This is a genomic window from Mucilaginibacter sp. SJ, from assembly GCF_028993635.1.
Lineage (GTDB): Bacteria > Bacteroidota > Bacteroidia > Sphingobacteriales > Sphingobacteriaceae > Mucilaginibacter.
On record NZ_CP118631.1, the window covers coordinates 5,333,895 to 5,357,594 of the forward strand.

A 23,700-nucleotide genomic window follows, 5' to 3' on the forward strand; every position below is an offset into this window, starting at 1 on the left:
TAAATAAAGCCTTCATGTTATGCCTGGTGGCCGAAATTTCCTCTCCCGGAGGATGTGCAGATACTTGTTCGGATTGACATTAAGCGTGTGTTAACGCCAGAAGTGTTCGGAAGAAATAGAAAAAGCGAGGGATTGTGCGATTCCCTCCCCTGGGCATAGCCGTCAATTTAAGCGAAAGCAATAAAAAAGAGTTTGTTTTTTTGAGATTGAGGGCAGAACGTAGTTTGCCCGTAAAGGCAAACTTTATGTATTTTTGCTCTCATAGTTTTATTTCTATTTTTTTGAAAGGCAGATCGGTAAAGGGTTCTGCCTTTCTCTTTGTTTACACCTAAAGATAGCATTTAATATATTGATTATCAAATAATTATTACAATTTCCTCTGTTTTGAGCCGTCCTTTTTTCTGCTCTTTAAGCAGTTTGTAAAACGGAAGCTGTTCGAGCATATCCAGCCACTTACTGCTTAATCCCCACAATTGCAGCCTTAGCTCCTGCATACCTGATGCTATAAAACTGTGTACCTTGAGGATACTTACCTCGCCGATCTTACCGATTGACATTGTTATCTTCCAGCTTAACATAGCCCATAATAGTTTGCTGTAAAGTGCACAGGTGATACGGTGGGTATTTCCTTTAGGCATCTGATGGATCTTCAACGATGATTTCCAGCCTTTGAACACCAACTCGATCTGCCAGCGGAGATGATAGAGTTTCCGGATCAGTTCGGCACTGTAAGTGCTATCCAGGTTGGTTACAATGAAATTAAAGCCTGCTCTGAGCTTGAAAAGCGCTGTTGTCTGATGGCCTTTCTTTTTGTTGTATTTATCGGTATGGCTTATCCGGTTGTTTTTTATTTCATCACTTACCGGTTCAATAATCATCCGGACAGGTAGCTTGTCTTTTCCAATATAAACTAAACCGTCAAATGCTTTTCCTGATTTTTGTAAAGCGGTCAGGTCCAGCTCCTGGTATACTTCATTACGCAGAATGTGTATCGATGTTTTGGGGCTTAACTTATTGACAAAGAATGCCTTCTTTTCGATAATGTTGCTCATATAAGCAATATGGCTATAACCCAGGTCTCTCATGTATAATACACCCGGTCGAATCATCTGCTGATCGAGGTGGCTTTCTTTCTGGTCATTGCAATTGCCCGGTGTTAGCCTGATATCACAACTTCCACTTTTGATCCCAAACTCAAACTGCAGGGCCGCGCCAGCTTTTATCCCGCAGCCTTTTGTCCCCGGATAAACATCCGCCATTGCCTCCGGTAAGGCAAAACGTGTGGAATCTTTGATGTTGATCTCAAGCCCTTGTATCTCTCTACAAGGCAATTCTATCGCTAAAAGTCGCTCCAGAGCCCCTTTGATAAACTCCGTCAGCCCTTCATTATACTTTTGATGCAGGGCCTGTTTTGATATATTAAGTGAATGCCTTAACATCAGCTGCATACTCATGCCATTAAATGATTGATTGCTGTCAAATAGCAGCGTATCCAGAAGATCTGATCCGCTTATCTTCCTTAAACGTTTGATCACTCCCGTGTTTTTAGCAAGGGTATCAAGAAATCCATGGTCAAATAATTCCCCTTTTAAGCGTTTAAATAACCCTGTCAGGTTTGGTTGGCCGATTCTTGCTCTTAAAAATTTTTATACTACTCCTTAAATTGACGGCTATGCTCCCAGGGGAGGGAATTAAAAATCTTCCCAACACTTCTGGTGATAACACCGACCATAAGCTAAATATTTGAGCCCCATTCGCGTAATCAAAAAAATCAACGGTCAATAAGCGTATTCCTTTCCTTTAAGATGATAATCAACTGGTAGCTGTCGTTTTTCAAATAGTTCGTAAGCCGGTTTGAGGTTGCGCCAAAAGGTATCCTGTTTGTAAGCCGCATAGCGCTTTAAGTTTGCGTCATCCATCCGGAAAGGAAAAATATCAACACGGATTTGCTTTTGGCCGGCTACAAACGCTTCGTAAACCAGGGTATAAATTTCTTCAATGCGGGCATCGGTCATGGCATAGCAACCTATAGAAGCACAATGTCCATGTGCCATGATGGCGCTGCCGGTATAACCTTTAGCTTTATCAATGGCATTTGGGTAGCCTACATTAATAGCCAGGTAATAGTTGCTTACCGGGTTAAGTTGTTTGGGCTCTATGGTATATAAACCTTCCGGGCTTTTACCGTCGCCGCTGCGGGTTTTGGTACCTAATCCGCCGGAGTAGGTGCATACGTCATAAGTTTTAAAGAGCTGGTATTTATTAGCCGATTTTACCCATACTTCAAGTACGCTGATGTCTTTAATAATGCGGATGTACACCTGGCCATAAGGCGCAAAGCCTTTATCTTTAAGTTCTTTTTGAAGTTTAGGCCATACTTTAAGGCGAACGTCGCCAGCACGTTTGCTATCGGGGATTTCGGGTTTGTGAAGTGCTAATAATAGAATTAGTAGCAGCAATGTAATTGGTTTAGGCATTGGTTAGGTTGTTAACTATAATTGTAGTTAACGGAAGTGTTGGGAAGAAATTATATGGGAGGGAAGATTTTTTGTTGGCTAAAAATGCCAGGTATTTTATAACAACACGCCATTAAAACAAAGATTGTCATGCTGAGGGATTTAAATCCGCTGGATTCTGAAGGAGCAATGACATCTCCTCCACGTCATTGCTGAGTTACGAAGCAATCCTTTTACAGGCAGACAAGGTGCTTAGTGGTATTGAACATTGTCGCGCTCTTGGCCGCGCGGGGCCAGGTACTTTTGTCTTGATACAAAAGTACCCAAAAAATCAAGTCAGCAGGGAGGCTTCTTTGCGCTCACCCACTCCACAGCCCGTCGTGCCGGCCTTTGCCCTGCAAAGCGGTCAAAACCACGGGCTGCAATTATTTTGCCCCGCTACGCTCGCGCTTTCCCAATGCTTCTGCAAAAACTTGCTATGCCCCTTCCTGCGCTCAAGGCTACCATTGTTCTGCCCGCTTTCACCCGAAGCTTACCTGCTGACAGGAACATTCTTTATTTATTATGTCATGGGTAGGGACGAAGCATCTTCTTCGCTCCGAGTAGTCGCTCGGTATCTTGCAGATGCTCCCCATGACATATAAAACGGGTGTCATGCTGAGCAATGTCATTAAGTTAAGGAAAATCCCCCAGAGGGGGAACAGGTTTGTAGCAAAATATTATACCGATAACAACCGTGCCAGAGGTACGGAACACCGGAATTGTGTACCGCTGGCACACCAAAAATCTATTCAAAATGGTTTCTACAAACCTTTTGCACCTCTGGTGCAGCTTGTCAATCTCTTAACTTAATGACATTGCATGCTGAGCCTGTCGAAGCATGGCGGGCAGGGCCTCTGCGCGCGTCCTTCGACAGGCTCAGGATGACAGGCCCTCCACACCTAATGTTATTTCTCCTTCATTGGCCCCGGATTTAAACACTTACATGACAAGAGGGAAAGATAATATTATATTCCTAACACTTGCTTCAACTTCACATACCCTGTTTTACTTACCGGGATTTTAGCGCCTGATTTCAGGATGGCCAGGTGCGCATCTTTTTCGTATGGGTCGATACGGGTGATTTGTTGTATAGCTACGATGTAGGAACGATGAACACGAACAAAATGATTAGGATCAAGGGTTTGCTCAAAAAAGCTCATGGTTTTGTTTTTGAGGTACGAGCCTTCTTTGGTGATCACACTTACATAATCATCATCGGCCTGCAAATACTCAACATCGGCAACGGGGATGATCTTTACCTTGGTGCCGGTTTTAACCACAATACGCTCATGCTGGGCGGGCGACTGGGTAGCGGCAGTTTCCAGCAACTCTTCCGTCTGTTTAACAGCCGGTTTGGGCGTGGCTGAAGCCAGGAATTTTTCAACCGCTTTGTTAAAGCGTTCTTTGCTGAAGGGTTTTAATAAATAGTCAACCGCGTGGGCTTCAAAAGCTTTGATGGCGTATTCGTCAAACGCGGTAGCAAATATTACGGCAGGGGGTTGTTCAACCAGTTCAAGCATCTCGAAGCCGGTAATTTTAGGCATCTGGATATCTAAAAAGACCAGGTCGGGCTGGTGCTGCTGAATGGCTTTGAGGCCTTCAAAGCCGTCGTTGCATTCCTGTATCAGTTCAATGTCTTTAAAATCAAGCAGGTATTCCCTTACAACCATGCGGGCTAAAGGTTCGTCATCAATAATTAAAGCTCGCTTCATAGTTGCGGTATTTTTATAATGGTTGTGTACAGATCATCGCTCGCATGGGTTTCCATTAAATCATTGCGGGCATACAGCAAATATAATCGCCGTTGCACTCCCCGCAAACCAAAACCTGTACCTTTTTTTGGTTTTGATGTTTGTGGGTCATACGGGTTCTGTACCATTAAGTTCAGATAGCCATCCTCAATTTCACCGCGAATGCTCACGGTAACTTCGCCAATAGTGTCATAAAGGCCAAATTTAATGGCATTTTCAACCAAAGGCTGTAACAGCATAGATGGCAGTATCGCGGTTCCGCATTTGGGGTCGCAGCTTATTTCGGTTTGTAAACGGTGGCCAAAGCGTACTTTTTCTATATCGAGGTATAAATTAAGATGCGCCAATTCCTCGGTAAGGCTAACCTGCAGCTGATCATCTTTTTTAAGTGTTCCGCGTAAAAAGTCGGATAACTGGTGGATCATCCTTCGGGCTTCATCGGGTTTAAAGCCGATAAGCGCGTTGATGGAGTTAAGACTGTTAAACAGGAAGTGGGGTTGCAATTGCTGGCGCAAATTATATAGCTCAGCCTCGCGGGCAAGCTGCTCGGCTTCAGTTTTGCGTTTCAGGGTCTCTTTCTGGTCGAGCTGTGAAAACCACAGCAAACTGATCATGGCCATCCAGCCGATAGCTAAAAAGTCGGTAAAAAAGCGGATGGTTAATGACTGGGCCAGGAAACCGGTGTAGATCTGGTCGCTGTTAATGAGCGGTAACAGGTAACGGCAACCGGCTGTACAAATGCCTGCGAGCGCAACGCACCATATAAACAGGTTAATGTAGCTGCCTTTACCCGGTTGGTAGTAACGTAAGTTGTTGTTGATAAGCCAGCATGCACATGAAAGCAATATGGCGCTCAACAGGCCATCGGTAGCGGCAGTGAACCATAAAAAACCAAAACTATGAATGATATAAGTTTGTAATGCAGCCCAAACCATGCCGCATATTACAAATGCCGCGTACAGTTTTGATGTTTGTATTGATGGAACTTCCAAAACGGTTACTTTCTGTGGTTCTAAGGTTTAATTTCTGATGCCCAATAAGGCCGACTTATGATGCGCCCATGCAATGTATAGGTCGGCATCGGGTGTTTCGTGTATGTTGTAATACAATTCAGCACCGTCGGTAAGTTCGCCAAGCTGGTTAAGCTCGGCTACATCAATAAATTGCCATTTAACGGTTTGTTTTTCAATATTCTTAAAACTATCCTGGTTGGCGTGACCTATCCGGTTGGCTTTTTCATAAGCCACCAGTTCATTATCTGCACTGATCAATCTTAATTGCTCATCAAATTGCGCCTGATGGTCGCCATCCCCGCTTATCACCCTGAAAACTAATTTTGCTACGTACCAGTTCATGTTTTTATGCTTTTCGTAATTAGCTGCCTTGATTAATTAATAACTGCGGATATCCACCCCCGCAAATATGGATACGCCTTTAAGTACCAGCACCTTCTCGCTGCCTACACTTGCGGTGCTCCTGATGCGTTTATCATCTACACTGGCAAAAACCGCCGCCAGGTCAGATACTACCTGCCAGTTTGATGGCACGATAATTTTAGTGCCGCCGAAGATCTGGGTAATGTCAATGATAATGCGGCCATTAATATCTGCCTGGGTAAAATCAAGTTCGGCGCCGCCAAATATGTTCACGATATCACCGCCGCGGAACTGTTTGGAAAGGATGGTTTTGTTAACCCCGCCAAAAATGGATACGGTATCGATATAATCGTCGCCAGAGTACTTGGTGTTGTATTGCTGTTGTTTTTGAGCGTAGGGATCAACCGGGGGGATCTCGCTGCCTTCCTCTTTTACGGTATAGTCAACAGTTTCGGATTTTTCAAATTGAAAAGGCTCTTTTTTATCCCAGTTGGTCCATTTTTCTCCTTTGAAATCGTTTTTCCATTGCTGCGGATCAAAATGTTTGTTGCGCCTTAATATCAGCCACATACCAAATCCAATTACAGCTAAGGGGCCCACTATCCGATCGGAATTGTTAATGTTTTGGGTGATCAGGAATACAGTACCTAAAGCTACCAGCAATACCCACGATGCTTTTTTGTAATTATGCTTGGCACCTATGTATATCCCCCAGAAAATAAGCCATAAGGGCCACAGGGAAAGATGAGCGGGTATGAAAAAAATTCGGAATTGCTGAAGCAGCAATATGCCGCCTACAGCAAGTAAAATAATCCCGGCAACAGACTTGCCTTTGTTGGGATCTTTTGGATGTTCTATATCGTTGTTCATTGTATTATCTGCAAATTGAAATCATATCCAAAACTAAGGTAACATTATAGTTGAGCCAAACAAAAACTGGCGATGTATTTAAAGAAATCGGTGAGTGGGGATGTTTTGGCGGTGAAAAAGTTGCGGGTGATTATTTAACATTCGGCAAAAATAAAAAATTGTATGTTGCGACGGTTTTTATCGGAAAAATAAACGCGGCTTTATGTTAACAATAACTTTCAAAATGAAGGCGTCGAGGCGGTGCATCAATACAACGGAAAGGCTTATAATTCACGCTACCAATCCGGCTTCATCACAAGTGTTCAACTTTTGAAAAACGGGTGTTCAACTTTTTGTTTTTTAAAAATGTAAATTATTGATTGTCAGTATCTATGTGTTCAAGTGTGGCGAATTTGCGATGGAGGTTAAAAGTTAAATAATTGATTATGAATGGTTTGTGTTTTGTGAAAACAATCGCGTGTTCACGCCTTAAAAAGTTGAACACCCAGCTATAGTAACTTAAAGGGTCGAATTGGGATTACAGTTATTTTAATAAAACAAGAAGCCGGGGCTTTTTAAAAATGCCCCGGCTTTGATATATGATGGATGATTGAGTTTAAGCTTCGGTTTTGGGTTGCTCAAAGTCAAAGTGTTGTTTAGCTTTTTCGTTCTTTTCCCAGAAGTCCCTGTCGGTTTGCTTGGCCGGTTTGATGGCTATCCAGGTACCAAGCAGCATCAATGCAATTGGCCAGGTTATGCGGTCGGCGTTATAAACGTTATCATTTACCAGGAATATGATGCCTAACAGTATCATAAAGATCCATGATGGTTTTTTAAAGTCATGTTTGGCACCCATGTAAGCGCCCCAGGCTATGAACCACATTGGCCAGCTAAAAAGCCAGTCGGGAATAAGGAAGGCATTAAGCTGATCTATCAGAAATAAACCACCGGCGGCCAGTAAAATTATTCCTAACATGATTTTGCCATTTCTTTTGTTTTCGGTGTTTATTATATCGTTGTTCATCGCTTTAAGTTTTAATGTTACCCAAAACTACTGCAACAGGGCAGGCAGGTCAATCAATACTTGGCGATGTAAGGGGAGATGTCGGTAAAGTAGGGGATAAAGGCGGTGAAAGCCCCCTCTAAATCTCCCCCTGAAGGGGGAGACTTTTAATAGAAAGGTAAGTAAAGTTAAATATTTTAAAGCCCTCCCCTTCAGGGGAGGGTTGGATGGGGCTTATTCCGGTTCCTGCTGGCTTAGGCAGTGGAAACTGCCAAGGCCCCAGATAATATCGGTGCTGTCAATGCCGACAACCTTGCGGTCGGGGAAGCATTGGGTCAATATGTCAAGCGCTTTATCGTCGTTTTTTGAACGGTAAGTAGGCACTATCACGGCCGAATTAGCAATGTAAAAATTTGCGTATGAGGCCGGCAGACGGGTATCGTCATAAACAACTGCGTCGGGCATGGGCAACTCCACAATGTTAAGTTGTTTGCCGTTAAGCAGGCGCATGGTTTTCAGGGTTTCGAGGTTTTCCTGGAGAATGTGGTAGTTCTCATCGTTCTTATCTTCCTCAACAACGGTAACAACGGTATGCTCGTTTACAAAGCGGGTGATGTCGTCGATATGTCCGTCGGTATCATCTCCTACAATACCATCACCTAACCACAGGATCTGCTCGGCGCCGTAGTAGTTTTGCAGGTAGCTCTCAATCTGCTGTTGATTAAGTTGCGGGTTCCGGTTTTTGTTGAGCAGGCAGGCTGTGGTAGTTAATATAGTGCCTTTGCCGTTAAAGTCGACCGAGCCGCCTTCCATCACAATGCCCGGGTTAAATACCGGCAGGCCAAAGTGGTTACCTATTTTGGTAGGGATTACATCGTCCAAATCAAAAGGAGGGTACTTGCCGCCCCAGGCGTTATAGCCCCAGTCAACAATCGCTTTTTGTCTTGTGGTTGGGTTGATTAAAAACGCCGGACCGTGATCGCGGCACCAGGCATCATTGGTAGGAAATTCAAATATCTCTATTTTGTTAAGATCAACACCTGCGTTCTGCAATTGGAAAATTACCGAGGCTTTCATATCCTCGTTTACTACGTTAATGCGTACCAGTTCGCCTTCGGTAACTACCTTAATGAACTCTATGTAAGGTGCATAAATGGTATCGATCTTGCCAGGCCATGAAGCCTCTTTATGAGGCCAGCTAAGCCAGGTGGCGGTATGTTTAGCCCACTCGGCAGGGAAAGAAAAGCCTTGCGCCAGAGGCGAGTCGTTTTTGTCCATGGTCGATGGTCCATGGTCCATGGTAAATGGTTTCATAATGTGTTTCTTAAAGACGTTATCATTTTACATAATGATTGATAATCATTATATAACCTGTTAAAATCATCTTCATTGATAATTTTCCGTTTTTTGGCAATAAAAAGGCAAGCTACAACTTCGATAGCAGATCTTAATGAATAACCTAAAAAGGTTTTGAATACCGCGTTTGTTTGTCCGGTACAGCCTTCAGCAATATTTAATACGACAGAGTCCGCAGCTCTTTTTATTTGCGATGTTAAAATAAATAACTCTTCTTTGGGAAAACTGTTTTTTGTCAAAGTATTGACTTCGTCAGTCAACTCCAATGCCTTTTGCCAAACCTGAAGATTTTCGAATTTAAAAGCCATACTTTTTTACTATGGTCTATGGACTATCGACCATGGACTAATCCTCATCTAACAGTCTTTTCGTTATCGGCTGATAGCTGTCTATCCTCCTGTCACGTAAAAACGGCCAATGACTCCTGTAGTAATCAGATTTATCCAGATCAAGCTCTTGTACTACTACTTCCTCATCGTTATGCGATGTTTGGTGTATAATAGCACCAAATGGATTAGCAAAGAATGAACCGCCCCAGAATTTTACGCCGGCTTCTTCGCCTACACGGTTTACACTTACTACGTGTATACCATTAGCTACCGCATGCGAACGTTGAATGGTTTGCCATGCGTTGTATTGCTCAATGTTGGTAGCTTCGTCTTGAGTGGTAGCCCAGCCAATTGCTGTTGGGTAAAATAATATATCGGCACCCATTAAAGCGGTGATACGCGCTGCTTCAGGGTACCATTGGTCCCAGCAGATCAGTACACCTACGCGGGCAAATTTGGTGTTGAATACTTTGTAACCTAAATCGCCGGGAGTGAAGTAAAATTTTTCGTAAAAGCCCGGATCATCAGGAATATGCATTTTGCGATATTTGCCTAAATAGCTTCCGTCGGCATCAAGCACGGCTGTGGTGTTGTGATAAACACCCTGAGCACGTTTTTCGAATAACGAAGCAATGATCACCACGTTAAGCTCGGCAGCAACTTTTGAAAGTTCATCGGTTGATGGGCCGGGAATGGCTTCGGCCAGCTTAAAATTGTCGTAATTTTCTTCATCGCAAAAGTAAAGCGAGGTGAAAAGTTCCTGTAAACAAACTATTTGCGCGCCCTTAGCAGCGGCTTCCCTTACTTTAACAATTGCTTTCTGCAGGTTCTGCTCTTTATCAGCAGTACAGCTCATTTGTACTAAACCAACTTTTACTTTACTCATCTCCAAAAAATTTGCGCAAAAATAACACTTTGTTATTAGGATTTCACCGATTTGATATTATGATTACACAGAGTTGAATATTTGATTACAATGGACATAGTTTAATTATTTGAACTATGAATTGACCGGTTGAAAATAACCCTGAAATAATAACCTGATTTACTGGTTTTAATGTTTGTGAAAACAAAATGAAGAAAAATTGTTAATTGACTATCCTGTATATCCAAATAAAAAAATAACATAGCTTTGCAGCCGAATGACACAAACAGAAGATCTCATTGACGAAGGTGCCGAACATAAAACCTGGAAAGGTAAGCTTTGGGGCGTTATAAAAGTAATCCTTATCATAGTAGTAACTGGTGGTTTGCTTTACTATGTATTCAGTAAGGTGCCGTTTGCCAAAATTAAATATCGCTTACTCCATGCCGACCGGGCCTGGTTAGCTGCCGCTATTGCCTGTTATATCGGGTCGATGTTTTTTTCATCATGGCGGTTATTAAGCTATTTCAAATCCATTGGTTTACGGTTAGACTGGCGCTTTAACCTGCGCCTGTATTTTCTGGGCTTGTGCTATAACGTGTTATTGCCCGGCGGTATCGGCGGCGATGGTTACAAAATTTACCTGCTGCATAAACGCTATCATTTGCCTACAAAAAAAGTATTCTGGGCTATCCTGTTTGACAGGCTTAGCGGTTTTTGGGCCATAGGTGCTATTGTAGTAGGCCTGATTATTTTAATACCGAGTTTCCCGTATCACCTGGCCTGGCCGCTTGGTATCGTATCGGTTGGTTCGGTGATTTATTACTTTGTAGCCCGCAAATTTTTTAAAGAATATACCCACAACTTTATACAGGCGCATTTAAAAGCCATAGGTGTACAAAGTATGCAGTTGCTTACCATTATTTGTTTACTGCTTGCGCAGGATTTCAACGGTAAGTTTGCCCCATATCTCCTGTCATTTCTTTTCTCATCGTTAGCGGCAGTTATTCCGTTTAGTTTGGGTGGCGGCGGTATCCGCGACGCGCTATTCCTTACACTGGCCCGCCAGTTTAACCTGGCCGAAGATATGGCCGTTTACCTGAGCTTTGGATTTTATCTCATTTCAATTATTGTGGCCTTGTTAGGTGTATATTATGTGCTTATACCTAAGCGGCTGGAAGCGGGTCTTAAAAAAGGCGAAGAACCAAAATTGGAAAATCATCCGATAGAAGAATAATATTCTGCCTCAGTTTTAATTTCAGAATAATAAACTGAAACTTGTTTTCATCGCAACCATCTGCTAAACTTGGCGTTGTATTATAAATCGCCAGTTATCAATGAGCCATTTTAATGATTTTAATAATCCGCAGGTTGCGGCATTGCCCGGTCATTTAAAACAATTTATAGTCGACCAGCACTACGAGCATTATACGCCTATCGACCATGCAGTGTGGCGTTACGTCATGCGCCAGAATTATAGTTACCTAAAGGATGTCGCTTACTATCCGTACATCCCCGGCCTGCAAAAAGCCGGTTTAACCATTGAACATATCCCCAATCTACAGGAGATGAATGACGCCCTCGGCAAAATTGGCTGGGGTGCTGTTACGGTCGACGGCTTTATCCCGCCAGCTGCTTTTATGGAGTACCAGGCGTACCGGGTGCTGGTTATCGCTGCGGATATCCGCCAGTTAAAACATATTGAATATACTCCGGCTCCTGATATCATCCACGAATCGGCAGGGCATGCTCCTATTATTGCCGATAAGGATTACCATGAATACCTGAGTTATTTTGGATCGATAGGAGCCAAAGCCATGTTTTCGGCGCAGGATTTTGAGCTTTATGAGGCTATCCGGGCTTTATCGATATTAAAAGAAATGCCCGATGCCGATGAACAGGAAATCCTTAAAGCCGAAGAGCTGGTAACTTATTGCCAGGAAAATATGGGCGAGCCATCGGAAATGGCGTTGCTAAGCCGCTTACACTGGTGGACGGTAGAGTACGGCCTGATTGGAACGCTGGAGCACCCAAAAATCTACGGCGCGGGCCTGCTTTCATCAATCGGCGAAAGTTCAACCTGTATGAATAAAGATGTGCAAAAGCTATGGTATACTATTGACGCGGTTAAATATCCTTATGATATCACCAAGCCGCAGCCCCAGCTTTTTGTAACCCCCGATTTTCAAAACCTGATAGGTGTGCTGGAAGAGTTTGCCAATACCATGGCTTTCAGAAAAGGTGGTGCTTACGGATTAAGCAAGGCCGTTGAAAGTAAGAACATCTGTACGGCTGTTTACAGTTCGGGCTTGCAGGTTTCGGGTAACATTACCGATTTTAAGACAGATGCAGGCGGTAAACCTTATTTTATTAAAACCACCGGCCCCACCGCACTGGCCCTGAACAATAAACAGTTAAAAGAGCATGGTAAAGATTATCATAAAAATGGTTTCAGCTCGCCGGTTGGTAAATTGAAAGGCTATCACGATACAGCTTTGGAGGATTTTTCGGATGATGATCTGAAAGCAGCGGGTATAATAAAAGGGCTGGGAACCGAACTGCATTTTGAAAGCGGGATCACCGTAAAAGGCATTATTAAAAATATCCTCTCGGAAGATGGCAAAATCTGCCTGATCACTTTTGATAATGTAACCGTTACTGACGATAATGGAACAGTATTGTTTGATCCGGCCTGGGGCGTTTATGACATGGCTGTTGGCGAAGAGATCATTTCGGTATTTTGCGGAGCGGCCGACAGGGAAGCTTATGAAACCATTGTTTATAAATCAAAAACAGAAACCCATCACGCCCGGCATGATCATAAAACCAAAGAATTGCATAAGCTTTACCAGCAGGTACGCAATTGCCGCATAAACCATGGTGATTATGGCTTTTTAGGCAATGTATGGCAGCAACTGCAAAAAGACCATCATGACGACTGGCTTTGTGCCCTGGAGATACTGGAGATGCTTGACCATGAAGGCCTAGACCCAGCGTTAGCAGCCGAGATCAAGCATTTTCTTGAAGAAAAGGGCCGTAACGAGCCTGAATATGGTAAGCTCATCAGCGATGGCTTTTACCTGATCAAGCACCCGGTTGAGCAAAAATTGGTAGTTTAGCGTTTATTGTGTAATTTAGGATATGACAACTTTAATAATAACGGTTGATGACGAACGTACAGAATCCTTAAAAAAGATACTGAAAGACATTCCTTATGTTCGGGATATAACTGTTAAAAGTAGCGATATGGTAATCAAGGAGCCTACGCAGTTAGACAAAATAAAGGCAACCCTTAACGCATCGAAAGGAAAGGACTTTTTTCAGGATATCAAAGATCCTGTTGAATGGCAACGGAATATAAGGGGCTATTGCAATTAAAACCCCAAAAATAGTCAATCATCCGCAATTCGCTATTTAACAGAAAATGTTAGTTTAGCAATTGGTTTGTCATCTTGAACTTGCAAATCCGTCGTCATTGCGAGGTACGAAGCAATCCCAAACTTTACAGAGCCGCTCTGCTAATCGGGGATTGCTTCGTACCTCGCAATGACGGTAAGGAATATAAATACGTTAAATAAATAATCATTCCCCCTTTAGGGGGGTAGGGGGCATATGAACATCATAATAACCGGCGCCAGCAGCGGCGTGGGCTTTGAAGCCGTAATTGAACTGATACTTTCGGGCAGCCATAAGGTGATAGCGCTGGCCCGTTCACAGGATAAACTGGAACGTTTGCTGGAGATAGCTCATGGTTTAAACCCCGATTGCCAGTTGTTTGCCTTAAAATTTGATATAGTGCATGATGATTATGAAGGCCTGCAGCAGTTCATCACATCGCATTTTGATAACCGGTTTGATATTTTAATCAATAACGCAGGTGTGCTTATCAATAAACCATTTACCGAATTGCTCGAGTCGGATTTTGTAGAGATGTTGCAAAGCAATTTTATTGGTCATGTACGTGCTATCCAGGCATTGCTGCCTTTAATGCCTGCGGGCTCGCACATTGTTAATATTGGCAGCATGGGAGGATTTCAGGGAAGTGCTAAATTTCCGGGCCTCGCGGCGTATTCAGCAAGTAAATCAGCTTTACATACGCTAACCGAATGTTTAGCACAGGAGTTAACCGAACAAGGGATCAAAGTAAATTGCCTGGCTTTAGGATCAGCGCAAACCGAGATGCTGGAACAAGCTTTTCCGGGTTATCAATCGCCCGTAATGGCGTTTGAAATGGGTAAATATATAGCTGATTTTGCTTTAACCGGGAGCAAGTTTTTTAATGGGAAAATAATACCTGTAGCAGCAAGTACGCCTTGAAATATTAGATAATATTGCAAACATTTTTTATAACTTAGTTATTATAAATATGTTTATGCCTGCCGCGTATGGACACAAGGTTTACGTCACTCTTTACTCATTCAAAAGATATTTTTTTTGTCATGGATATGAATGGCGTGATCATGCATACCAACCATGCTTTTCGTAATACCTTTAACTATAGCGACGAGGAATTAACGGGTATAAATATCGCAGCTATATGCCATCCGGCAGATAAAGAACGCCAGGCAGAATCACAGGGCAGCCTTCTGCTTAATAAAAAATTAGTTGGCTATCAAAGCCGTATTAAAGCAAAAGACGGGTGTTACTTTAGCATTATCTGGTCGGTAATATTGAATGAGGATGATAACCTGATTTATTCGAGCGGTAATACGCTGGCCGGTATGATTGGCCAATCGGGAGATGATATTGTACAGCATACCATTCAAAGCCTTAATGAGGGTTTTATTGTACTTGATGCCAACTGGGATATAATTTCCTTTAACCCGGCCTTCCAGGCTATGACTAACCTTAGTTTAACCGAACTTGATCAGGCCAATTTTATGGAGATTAAAAGTCTTGGTTTAACTGAAAGGATAGAGAGCGAGTTTCAACTTTCATTAACCTGCAAAAAATCAATACAGGTACAATATTTAAATACATATTCAAACAGCTGGCTTCGTATCAATATATACCCATATCAGGACCAGCTGGCTGTTTTCGTGCGTGATATAACGGAAATAAAAATGCAGGAGTGGGTATTGGAGCTTGAAAAGAGGGTGCTGGAGTTAAACGCTGCATCGCAATATACACTTGTGCAATCCGCGACCGAATTGCTTATGGGGGTTGAGAGGATCTTCCCGGATATGATCTGTTCGGTTTTAGAAGTTGATGATGCACAGGAAAAGTTGCATACGCTTGCCAGTCCGCGGTTACCCCAGGCTTACAGCGATCAGTTGGAAGGCTTATCAATAGGGCCAAATGTAGGGTCATGCGGTACGTCGGCATTTCACCGCAAGCAGGTTATTGTAAGTGATATCGAAAATGATCCCCTTTGGGCTGATTACGTGGGGCTTGTTAAACCATACGGGCTTAAGGCTTGCTGGTCATCGCCGGTAATGAGTTCAAAAAACACCAAAGTTTTGGCCGTATTTGGTATTTATTATCATACTGTACGTGAGCCAAATGATGATGAGTTGAGTATTATTGAGCGTACTGTGAATATTCTGAGAGTACTGATAGAAAGCAAAAAAACCGAAGACAATATACGTGAACAGAACCACAGGCTGCAAACCATAGCCAATATCAGCTCGCACGAGTTGCGCAAACCGGTTGCAACTATCTTAGGTTTAGTTAATTTGTTTGATAATGAAGATCTTCAAAACCCGCTCAATAAAGAGATCATCGGGCATATTGATACAACATCGCAGCAACTTGACGGGGTTATTCATTCAATAGTTGAAAGAACGGCATTTATTAAAGCTTTTGGAGCTGATGCGTAAGTTCGTAACGGCCATTTTTTTCTATTGCTGAGCGGTATCTCTTTTGCTCAGGTCTCCACCTTTAGTATCGATAGTAGTAAGTTAAGTCTCTGCAATAAGCAATAGGGCGATCTAATAAACAAAAGAGCGATGCGATAGTCCGCATGGCTCTTTTGTTATCAAATTAATCTGCTTTCAGGCTTTTGACGGGATTCACAATCGCAGCTTTCAAACTTTGGTAACTAACCGTCATCAGGGTGATTGCTATCGCGCCAACACCTGTAATTGCAAATATCCACCAGGACAGTTCTGTATGATAAGCGTAATGACTGAGCCAGGTGTGCATCAGATACCAGGCTATTGGCGCTGCGATTACCATGGAGATTCCTACCAGTACCACAAAATCCATCGACAGCATGCGCCAAAGATTAAATATGGATGCCCCCAGTATTTTGCGGACACCAATTTCCTTAATCCGTTGTTCGGCAACAAATATCGCCATTCCAAAGATACCCATGCAACTGATAAATATCGCCAGCACGGAGAAGATGCCGGCCAGTATCCCTATCTTTTGTTCATTGGCAAACTTCTTTTGATATTCCTCGTCCACAAAGCGGAAGTCCAACGGCTCTGCAGGTGAATACTGTTTCCAAATACGCTGTATTTTGTTAATCGCCGAGTTGGAGCTCATTTGCGGATTGATCCGGATGATCAGGAAATTCCCCGGTTTGGGGTCCATAAAGAATATCGTTTGTCTCGCAGGTTCGTATGGTGATGTCATGATCATATTTTTGACTACGCCCACAACCTGGTATTTCTTGCCCCACCAATCGATGGTTTCACCGATAGGATGTTTTAGGCCCATGTAGATAACCGCGGCTTCATTCAAAATAACTGAAGAAGAATCTGCGGCAAATGCAGACGAAAAGTCCCGGCCCTGGATTAACCGCCAGTCAACCGTTCTGCCATAGGTAGTACTAACGCCAACCATCCCGAACTCGTCGTTCATTTGAGGATCTTTGCCCGACCACTTCAGGCCGTTGACGCCGCCATAAATGCCGGTGGTCGAACTACCCGATTCGGCAACATCAACAATGGCACCGCTATTAATCAGATCATTGTGAAATGTCGCAAATTGCTTGTGAATGGTTCCTGAATTCAACTCCATGGTGATCAAACCGTTCCTGTTATAACCAACAGCTCGGTTTTGGGAATACTGTATCTGTTTAAAAGTGATAATAGTACCGATGATCAGAATGATCGAAACGGCAAATTGCACCACAACCAGTACCTGCCGGGGCAGCGTTGAAAAACGGCCTGCTTTAAAAGTGCCTTTTAAGACGCTGACTGGGTTAAAGGAAGACAAATACAGCGCCGGATAGATACCCGCCAATAGCCCGACAAAAAAGCTGAAGCTTACACAAACCAGCCAAAACTGAACATTGCCAAGAGGCATGCTGATTTGTTTGCCGGCCACCTGGTTAAATAGGGGTAGCACCAGCCACGCCAATGTGATAGCAAACAGGAAAGATAATAAAGCAACGGCAATTGATTCGGTGAAAAATTGAGTGACCAACTGACTGCGCAGTGAGCCTATTGCTTTTCGAACGCCTACTTCCCGCGCCCGTTTTTCACTCCGGGCTGTACTCAGGTTCATGAAATTAATACAAGCTAACAGCAAGACAAATATACCAATCACTCCGAACAACCAGACATAAGTGATCTCTCCGCCGGTATTAACACCATTTTTATATTCGGCATACAGGTGCCAGCGGCTCATCGGCTGGAGCAGGATCACCGGTTTGAACTTGGCGCTGCCCTGGTCAACCCGACGCAATTTCACATCTTTGATCTGTGCAGAAACGGTGTTCACATCAGCTTTATCATTTAATTGCACATAAAGCAGATAGGAGTTATTACCCCAATCGACATCTGCCTTTCTTAGATTTTCATCTGCGGTGTAATAGAGCTGCCAGGTCGCAATAAACGCAAGGTCGCTAAAACTTGAATTTTGTGGCAAGTCAGCATAAACCCCGCTTATTTTAACTGACATTTTATTGTCCAGTTTTAACATTTTGCCGGTGGGGTCATTATCACCATACAGTGCTTTTGCTGTTGTCGCGGCTAAAAGCACAGAAGAAGGGTCGTTCAAGCCTGATCTGGTGCCCCTGATCATATGCAGACTCAACAATTCAGGCGCCTCAGGTTGCATAAAATTGCCTGTTTTAAGCAATTGCTTACCGCCGCTGTTCAGGATATGGTTCCAAACACCGGATGCCAGCACCACATGTTTAAAATTTCCGCTATAGGTCGTGCGCAATTCTGCCGCTAAAGGGATAGGTATGTTTTCGTTGGTATTGATCGTCCCGTTGATCGTCTTGTTTTGTAGCACCCTGGCCACGCGGTCATAGTTTTCATTGTATTTGTTGAACGAAAGTTCATCATTGATCCATAAACCGATCAATAAAGCGACCGACATTCCGACGGCTAAGCCACTGATATTGATGAACGAAGTTGATCTTTTCGTTAAGATATTGCGCCAGGCTGTTTTCAGATAATTCTTTATCATAGCTTTTACAAATAAGTGTTTTTTGATGAGCTAAACGAATGCCAGGTAGTTAATTAACTGAAAATCAATAAGTAATAATCAAATTGATATAAAGTAATTGTATCGAAAACGAACGTACACCGTGCGAAACTGCTGCATCGTTGTTTGCCCAACCAGCCAGACTGATCCGTAAAATCCGCTAAGAATTTAATCATCAAAGTGGTTGTCTTAAGCCGTAAAATAAGTTTCCCCTGCGTTCTCATGGAACAAGCCTGGGCGCTATTTACAGTTTTGGCAGCTTAGGTTTCAGCTTCTTTGCTCTATTACTTTTTCCGTCTTTTAAGTCAATATTGTTTAAGGCCACGACAGCTTTAAATTATGATACAATGCTGCTTTAGCCTGCAAGTCCATAAAGAGAGCGATACCCTTTTCTTTGTAAATAATTAGTGTTTTCTAATGTATTAAAAAAACACTTTGAGCAATATTCTCTATTGATTATATTTTCAATAATAAGGTTTAGGTTTAAAGCCGCTTTCGATGATATAATTTCCCCCTTAGGTTGATAGGAGGTTATTTCTGCCGGTATTGTCATTGATAAATTTCGATTGTGTTATTTGAAGGACACGGCCTTGTATAAGATAGGCTTACTCCTCCTTTCGGGATACCAGCCCTACCTTATTCAGAGGCCTTACACGCCAATGTCCCACAGCTTTAGGTATCTCGCCATTTGCTTTTCAGCCTTTAGCGCCCACTTTTAAAAATTCGTTAACCACTACTTCAGACACGTAGCGTTTAATGCCATCCTTATCGGTATAGTTACGATTGGCCAGTTTGCCTTCCACAGCAACTTCATCACCTTTTTTGAGCAGGCCTTCGGCAAGTTTGGCTTGTGTGCCCCAGAAAATTAGGTTATGCCATTGAGTATCAGTAATTTTTTCGCCTTTGTCGTTTTTATAACTTTCATTAGTGGCGATGGAAAGTCGCACCATTTTTTTATTGCTGTCAAATACTTTTACTTCAGGATCCATACCTAAGTTGCCTACCAGGCGCACACTGTTTTTTAATGAGTTCATCTTTTTAATATTTACTGTTTAATGTTTGTTTGAGTTAACGATACAAAGGTGGGGAGGGTGAGAAAAATTAACCGGATATTAACCGTTTATAGTCGATAGTATCCGTTTGTAAGCGTTTGCAAACGGATAATTTATTCGTTACCTTTATGTCATGAACCAGGAAAGAGTATGCTTAGATTGCGGTACGCCCTTACAGGGCCGTGCCGATAAAAAGTTTTGTAATGATCTGTGCCGCAATAATTATAATAACCAGCTCAACAGCAACAGCTATAACCTGGTGCGTAATATCAATAATATCCTGCGCCGTAACCGCCGCGTACTGGAAGAGCTGAACCCGACCGGTAAAACCAAAACTACCCGTAAAAAACTTGCTGCAAAAGGTTTTGATTTCGACCATATCACCAGTATCTATCAAACAAAAACTGGATCGACCTATTTTTTTAATTACGAGTATGGCTACCTGTTATTAGACAATGATGAGGTATTACTGGTGAAACGGGAAGGGGAATAGCAGTTTGCAGTAAGTAGCAGTAGGCAGTAAGTAGCAGTTTGCAGTGGCAGTTTGCAATAAGTAGCAGTAGTAGTTGGCGGTAGCAGTTTGTAGAGAGCGGCAATTTTGCAGTGGCAGTTTGCGGTGGGATAACCAATTTATAGCTTTGAGCTTTGGGCATTCTGCTTTTAGCTTTAAAATCCAATTCCCTATAGATTTAATAGCATTTAACAGTTTAATATTTTGATAATTAATACTTAACTGTTGTTTCATTCGGCTCTTTATGTTTTCAATAAATTTAAGTACGTTTGGGGAAATGTAAATTTTTAATTTTTGACTGATCTTACTAATTTAAAATGAAATTATTTATTAAGAAACCGATTGCTCAACTAATGGCTGCTTCGGCAGAGACGGAGAAATCGCTCAAGAGAACCTTAGGCGTTGGCTCACTTATAGCACTCGGCATCGGCGCTATTATCGGTGCCGGTATTTTTGTTCGTACGGCAGCTGCGGCAGGTGAACATGCCGGGCCTGCGGTTACCATCTCATTCCTTATAGCGGCCGCCGGTTGCGCCCTGGCCGGTTTATGCTATGCAGAATTTGCCAGTATGATCCCTATCGCAGGATCTGCTTATACCTACTCTTACGCTACCATGGGCGAATTCATTGCCTGGATCATTGGCTGGGACTTAGTGCTTGAATATGCGCTTGGGGCCGCTACCGTTTCCATTGGCTGGTCGCAGTATTTTAATGAGTTTTTAACAACGTTCTTTAACGTGCATATACCATACGCATGGTCGCACTCGTTTATGGAAACCTCAAACACCACGGTAGGCATGTATGCCAGCGAACTTGGCACAAGAGGCATTGTTAACCTGCCTGCTATCCTGATCCTGTTCCTGTTAACGATGTTGCTCATTCGCGGTACGGCCGAATCTGCAGTGGTAAACAATATCATTGTAGTAGTAAAAGTTGCCATCGTATTGATGATCATTGGTTTAGGCTGGCATTTTATTAACCCGGCTTTCCATACACCTTATACTATCCCTGCCGATGCCGGAAAGATCAAAGTAAGTGCGGGTGTAGTTGATTATGCTGATACTTTTAACCACGGATGGCTCGGTGTATTACGCGGCGCAAGTGTTGTGTTTTTCGCTTTTATTGGGTTTGACGCTGTATCAACAGCCGCTCAGGAAGCCAAAAACCCACAAAAAGATATGCCAAAGGGTATCCTGATATCACTGGTAATCTGTACTGCTCTTTACATCCTGTTCTCGCACGTGTTAACCGGTTTGGTATCATACAAAGATTTCCTTATCCAGGGTAAAGAAGCATCGGTAAGTTATGCAATTAAAACTGCTATGCCAGGTTATGGATGGTTGGCTTCATTTGTTACTGTATCGATACTCGCCGGTTTCTCTTCGGTGATCCTGGTGATGCTGATGGGCCAAACCCGTGTATTTTACACCATGAGCACCGATGGTTTGATCCCTAAAGTATTTTCAAAGCTACACCCTAAATTCCGTACCCCTTACAAATCGCAATGGTTATTCTTCGTATTTGTATCGTTGTTTGCCGGCTTTATTCCTGATAAATATGTTGGCGATATGGTGAGTATCGGAACACTGTTTGCTTTTGTGCTTGTATGTATCGGTATCTTTATTTTAAGGAAAACCGACCCGGGCATTGAACGTCCGTTCAAAACTCCGGCTTATATGATTGTTTGCCCGCTTGGCGCCATCATTTGCCTGTGTATGATTGCCAGCGAAGGCTGGGAAAACTGGGCAAGGCTTATCGTTTGGTTATTGGTAGGTTTTGCCGTTTACTTTGGCTATAGCATCAAACGTTCGCATGTAAGGCATGGTAAGGTTGAAGCTGCTGTTAATCCTATCAACCCTAAATTTGTTGAATAGTATAACAATGTTATCATAAACAAAAAAGGTTCTGAATTTTCAGAACCTTTTTTGTTACATTCCCTTTTTTATACCATCAAACCAATAAAACCGCTTCATGAAGGGCGATAAAAACCTGTGGGTATTAGTATTTGTATGTATCATCAACTCCCTCGGGTTCGGCATCATTGTACCAATACTTTACTCATACGGTAAAACCTTTGGCGTTACCGGCGAAACATTAGGCATCCTCACCGCCTCATTTTCGGTAGCCCAGTTTTTTGCTACACCGGTGCTGGGGTCCCTTTCTGATAAATGGGGGAGGAAGCCATTACTGGTGATCAGCCTGGCGGGTACCTGTATTTCTTTTATTCTGTTTGCCGAAGCGCGGAGCATGATCATGCTTTTTGCAGCCCGCATCCTTGACGGGCTTACAGGAGGAAATGTTTCTGTAGCGCAGGCCATGGTATCGGATACGGCAAGGCCGGATAACAGGGCAAAAAGGTTCGGTATACTAAGTTCTGCCTTTGGGTTTGGCTTTGTGATTGGGCCGGCCGTTGGCGGTTTCCTGAACAGGTATGGCATGCAGGTACCTTTCTTTTTTGCGGCGGGCATTTCACTTATCGGCACACTTTGCAGCCTGTTCTTTTTAAAGGAAACCAATCCGCCCGATAAAACAAAAAAGAATTTAGAAAAAACTAAATTTTCGTTTACCGCATTGGTTACCACGCTTAAACGACCGGTTATTGGCACAGCGGTATTCACCGGCTTTATGCTTACCATGGCGCAGTTTACCATGATCATCGGTTTTCAAACCTTTAGCGTTGATGTATTGAAGATCACGCCTACGCAAATTGGGATCTTATATGCGGGTTTTGGTGTTAGTGGTATCATTATGCAGCTTTGTGTGCCGCTGTTCACCAAATGGTTTTCATCTAAATCAATGATCCTGCTGCTTTCAACTTTTCTTTGCCTTGCAGCGATGTTTGTAACCGGGCTTACTAACCATTTTATCCCTTTTGTTGCCGGCATGTGCAGTTATGGTTTATTTAATGGTTTGCGCAACCCCATGCTCAACGCAATTATTGCCGATCATATTGATCATAAAGAGCAGGGCAAAATATTGGGGATCAACCAGTCGTACGCTTCCATAGGGCAAACCATCGGTCCGGTAACAGCAGGCTTTGCAGCTTTGCTGTCTGTACATGCAATTTTCTTCTTATCTTCATGCTATATTTTGGCTGCATTGCTGCTAAGTATCCGGTTAAAGAAAAAAGAATAAATCCTACACACCATGCCGCATCCGTTTATTTTTAAAGAGATCATTTCGGTTACGATGATCCTTTTTGCTATTATTGATATTTTGGGTGCCATACCGGTAATTATTCAGCTCAGGCAACGCGTAGGTCATATTGAATCGGAAAAGGCCAGCATAGCCGTGCTGGTGCTTATGGTAACCTTTCTTTTTATTGGGGATGAATTGCTTGCTGTAATAGGTCTGGATATTTCTTCATTTGCCATCGCAGGCTCACTGGTGATCTTTATCATCGCTATGGAAATGATCCTGGGTGTTGATTTTTTTAAAGAGGAATTGCCACAGGCAGCGTCTATTGTACCATTAGCTTTTCCGCTTATTGCAGGGGCAGGCACCATGACTACGCTGCTTTCCCTTAAATCGCAATATCAAACACAAAATATCCTTGTGGGTATTGTGCTAAACACCCTTGTAGTTTACCTGGTACTTAAAAATGTTAAATGGCTGGAAAGGCTGCTTGGACCGATAGGCTTGAGCGTATTGCGTAAAGCATTCGGGATTATTTTATTGGCTATCGCGATTAAGCTTTTCCGGAGTAATACGCATTTGTAATCCCC

The 23,700-nt window shown here is 42.9% G+C and carries 22 protein-coding genes; 10 read left to right on the top strand and 12 right to left on the bottom strand.

All coding sequences use genetic code 11. The features are described from left to right. Nucleotides 1-356: 356 nt before the first annotated feature. The 6 genes from MusilaSJ_RS22195 to MusilaSJ_RS22220 all read right to left on the bottom strand — a co-directional run bounded on the left by MusilaSJ_RS22195 (nt 357) and on the right by MusilaSJ_RS22220 (nt 6,495). Nucleotides 357-1,628 carry an IS4 family transposase gene (locus MusilaSJ_RS22195; protein WP_342457033.1) on the bottom strand — a complete coding sequence of 424 codons (1,272 nt, stop codon included), beginning with the start codon at nt 1,626-1,628 and terminating at the stop codon, nt 357-359. 150 nt (nt 1,629-1,778) lie between these two features. Continuing rightward, nucleotides 1,779-2,477: a L,D-transpeptidase family protein gene (locus MusilaSJ_RS22200; RefSeq protein WP_274986978.1), complete on the bottom strand. Its 699-nt coding sequence runs from the start codon at nt 2,475-2,477 to the stop codon at nt 1,779-1,781. 986 nt (nt 2,478-3,463) lie between these two features. After that, a complete protein-coding gene (locus MusilaSJ_RS22205; RefSeq protein ID WP_091166727.1) occupies nt 3,464-4,210 on the bottom strand; it encodes a LytR/AlgR family response regulator transcription factor in 747 nt (248 codons plus the stop codon). After that, the gene (locus MusilaSJ_RS22210) at nt 4,207-5,241 is read right to left on the bottom strand and encodes a sensor histidine kinase (protein WP_274986979.1); all 1,035 of its coding nucleotides are present in this window, start codon (nt 5,239-5,241) and stop codon (nt 4,207-4,209) included. The genes MusilaSJ_RS22205 and MusilaSJ_RS22210 overlap by 4 nt, the downstream gene beginning before the upstream one ends. Nucleotides 5,242-5,268: 27 nt before the next feature. Next, nucleotides 5,269-5,604, bottom strand: coding sequence for a DUF4288 domain-containing protein (locus MusilaSJ_RS22215; protein WP_090528450.1), 336 nt, complete (start codon nt 5,602-5,604; stop codon nt 5,269-5,271). 36 nt (nt 5,605-5,640) lie between these two features. Further along, a complete protein-coding gene (locus tag MusilaSJ_RS22220; RefSeq protein ID WP_274986980.1) occupies nt 5,641-6,495 on the bottom strand; it encodes a LiaF transmembrane domain-containing protein in 855 nt (284 codons plus the stop codon). A gap of 50 nt (nt 6,496-6,545) precedes the next feature. Between MusilaSJ_RS22220 and MusilaSJ_RS22225 the strand changes: the two genes are divergently transcribed. Continuing rightward, nucleotides 6,546-6,704 (top strand): hypothetical protein, encoded by a 159-nt coding sequence (locus MusilaSJ_RS22225; protein ID WP_274986981.1) that lies wholly within the window; start codon nt 6,546-6,548, stop codon nt 6,702-6,704. A 386-nt stretch (nt 6,705-7,090) separates the two neighbouring features. On the opposite strand, the gene MusilaSJ_RS22230 is transcribed toward MusilaSJ_RS22225, so the two are convergent. The 4 genes from MusilaSJ_RS22230 to MusilaSJ_RS22245 all read right to left on the bottom strand — a co-directional run bounded on the left by MusilaSJ_RS22230 (nt 7,091) and on the right by MusilaSJ_RS22245 (nt 10,048). Next, nucleotides 7,091-7,498, bottom strand: a complete 408-nt coding sequence (locus MusilaSJ_RS22230; protein WP_090528441.1) for a LiaF transmembrane domain-containing protein — start codon at nt 7,496-7,498, stop codon at nt 7,091-7,093. A 213-nt stretch (nt 7,499-7,711) separates the two neighbouring features. Continuing rightward, nucleotides 7,712-8,776 carry an agmatine deiminase family protein gene (locus MusilaSJ_RS22235; RefSeq protein ID WP_274990476.1) on the bottom strand — a complete coding sequence of 355 codons (1,065 nt, stop codon included), beginning with the start codon at nt 8,774-8,776 and terminating at the stop codon, nt 7,712-7,714. An 11-nt stretch (nt 8,777-8,787) separates the two neighbouring features. After that, nucleotides 8,788-9,141, bottom strand: a complete 354-nt coding sequence (locus MusilaSJ_RS22240) for a four helix bundle protein (protein ID WP_274986982.1) — start codon at nt 9,139-9,141, stop codon at nt 8,788-8,790. 37 nt (nt 9,142-9,178) lie between these two features. Next, the gene (locus MusilaSJ_RS22245; protein ID WP_274986983.1) at nt 9,179-10,048 is read right to left on the bottom strand and encodes a carbon-nitrogen hydrolase; all 870 of its coding nucleotides are present in this window, start codon (nt 10,046-10,048) and stop codon (nt 9,179-9,181) included. A 256-nt stretch (nt 10,049-10,304) separates the two neighbouring features. Here MusilaSJ_RS22245 and MusilaSJ_RS22250 point away from each other — a divergent pair, with 256 nt between their 5' ends. The 5 genes from MusilaSJ_RS22250 to MusilaSJ_RS22270 all read left to right on the top strand — a co-directional run bounded on the left by MusilaSJ_RS22250 (nt 10,305) and on the right by MusilaSJ_RS22270 (nt 15,846). Then, the gene (locus tag MusilaSJ_RS22250; protein WP_274986984.1) at nt 10,305-11,264 is read left to right on the top strand and encodes a lysylphosphatidylglycerol synthase transmembrane domain-containing protein; all 960 of its coding nucleotides are present in this window, start codon (nt 10,305-10,307) and stop codon (nt 11,262-11,264) included. A 100-nt stretch (nt 11,265-11,364) separates the two neighbouring features. Beyond that, entirely contained in the window at nt 11,365-13,146 is a 1,782-nt protein-coding gene (locus MusilaSJ_RS22255; protein ID WP_274986985.1) for an aromatic amino acid hydroxylase, read from the top strand. Nucleotides 13,147-13,168: 22 nt separating this feature from the next. Beyond that, nucleotides 13,169-13,405: a hypothetical protein gene (locus tag MusilaSJ_RS22260; RefSeq protein WP_274986986.1), complete on the top strand. Its 237-nt coding sequence runs from the start codon at nt 13,169-13,171 to the stop codon at nt 13,403-13,405. A 234-nt stretch (nt 13,406-13,639) separates the two neighbouring features. Then, nucleotides 13,640-14,344 (top strand): SDR family NAD(P)-dependent oxidoreductase, encoded by a 705-nt coding sequence (locus MusilaSJ_RS22265; RefSeq protein ID WP_274986987.1) that lies wholly within the window; start codon nt 13,640-13,642, stop codon nt 14,342-14,344. Between the two features lie 68 nt (nt 14,345-14,412). After that, nucleotides 14,413-15,846, top strand: a complete 1,434-nt coding sequence (locus tag MusilaSJ_RS22270) for a PAS domain S-box protein (RefSeq protein ID WP_274986988.1) — start codon at nt 14,413-14,415, stop codon at nt 15,844-15,846. Between the two features lie 163 nt (nt 15,847-16,009). Here MusilaSJ_RS22270 and MusilaSJ_RS22275 read toward each other — a convergent pair whose 3' ends face one another. After that, nucleotides 16,010-18,394 carry an ABC transporter permease gene (locus tag MusilaSJ_RS22275; RefSeq protein ID WP_274986989.1) on the bottom strand — a complete coding sequence of 795 codons (2,385 nt, stop codon included), beginning with the start codon at nt 18,392-18,394 and terminating at the stop codon, nt 16,010-16,012. Nucleotides 18,395-19,107: 713 nt separating this feature from the next. Further along, nucleotides 19,108-19,446 (bottom strand): single-stranded DNA-binding protein, encoded by a 339-nt coding sequence (locus MusilaSJ_RS22280; RefSeq protein ID WP_274986990.1) that lies wholly within the window; start codon nt 19,444-19,446, stop codon nt 19,108-19,110. Between the two features lie 151 nt (nt 19,447-19,597). On the opposite strand from MusilaSJ_RS22280, the gene MusilaSJ_RS22285 reads away from it, so the two are divergent. The 4 genes from MusilaSJ_RS22285 to MusilaSJ_RS22300 all read left to right on the top strand — a co-directional run bounded on the left by MusilaSJ_RS22285 (nt 19,598) and on the right by MusilaSJ_RS22300 (nt 23,695). Then, nucleotides 19,598-19,957 carry a hypothetical protein gene (locus tag MusilaSJ_RS22285; protein ID WP_112653577.1) on the top strand — a complete coding sequence of 120 codons (360 nt, stop codon included), beginning with the start codon at nt 19,598-19,600 and terminating at the stop codon, nt 19,955-19,957. A gap of 335 nt (nt 19,958-20,292) precedes the next feature. Continuing rightward, nucleotides 20,293-21,849, top strand: coding sequence for an amino acid permease (locus MusilaSJ_RS22290; RefSeq protein WP_274986991.1), 1,557 nt, complete (start codon nt 20,293-20,295; stop codon nt 21,847-21,849). A 97-nt stretch (nt 21,850-21,946) separates the two neighbouring features. After that, a complete protein-coding gene (locus MusilaSJ_RS22295; RefSeq protein WP_274986992.1) occupies nt 21,947-23,110 on the top strand; it encodes an MFS transporter in 1,164 nt (387 codons plus the stop codon). A 12-nt stretch (nt 23,111-23,122) separates the two neighbouring features. After that, nucleotides 23,123-23,695: a MarC family protein gene (locus MusilaSJ_RS22300; RefSeq protein ID WP_090528400.1), complete on the top strand. Its 573-nt coding sequence runs from the start codon at nt 23,123-23,125 to the stop codon at nt 23,693-23,695. Nucleotides 23,696-23,700: the final 5 nt, after the last annotated feature.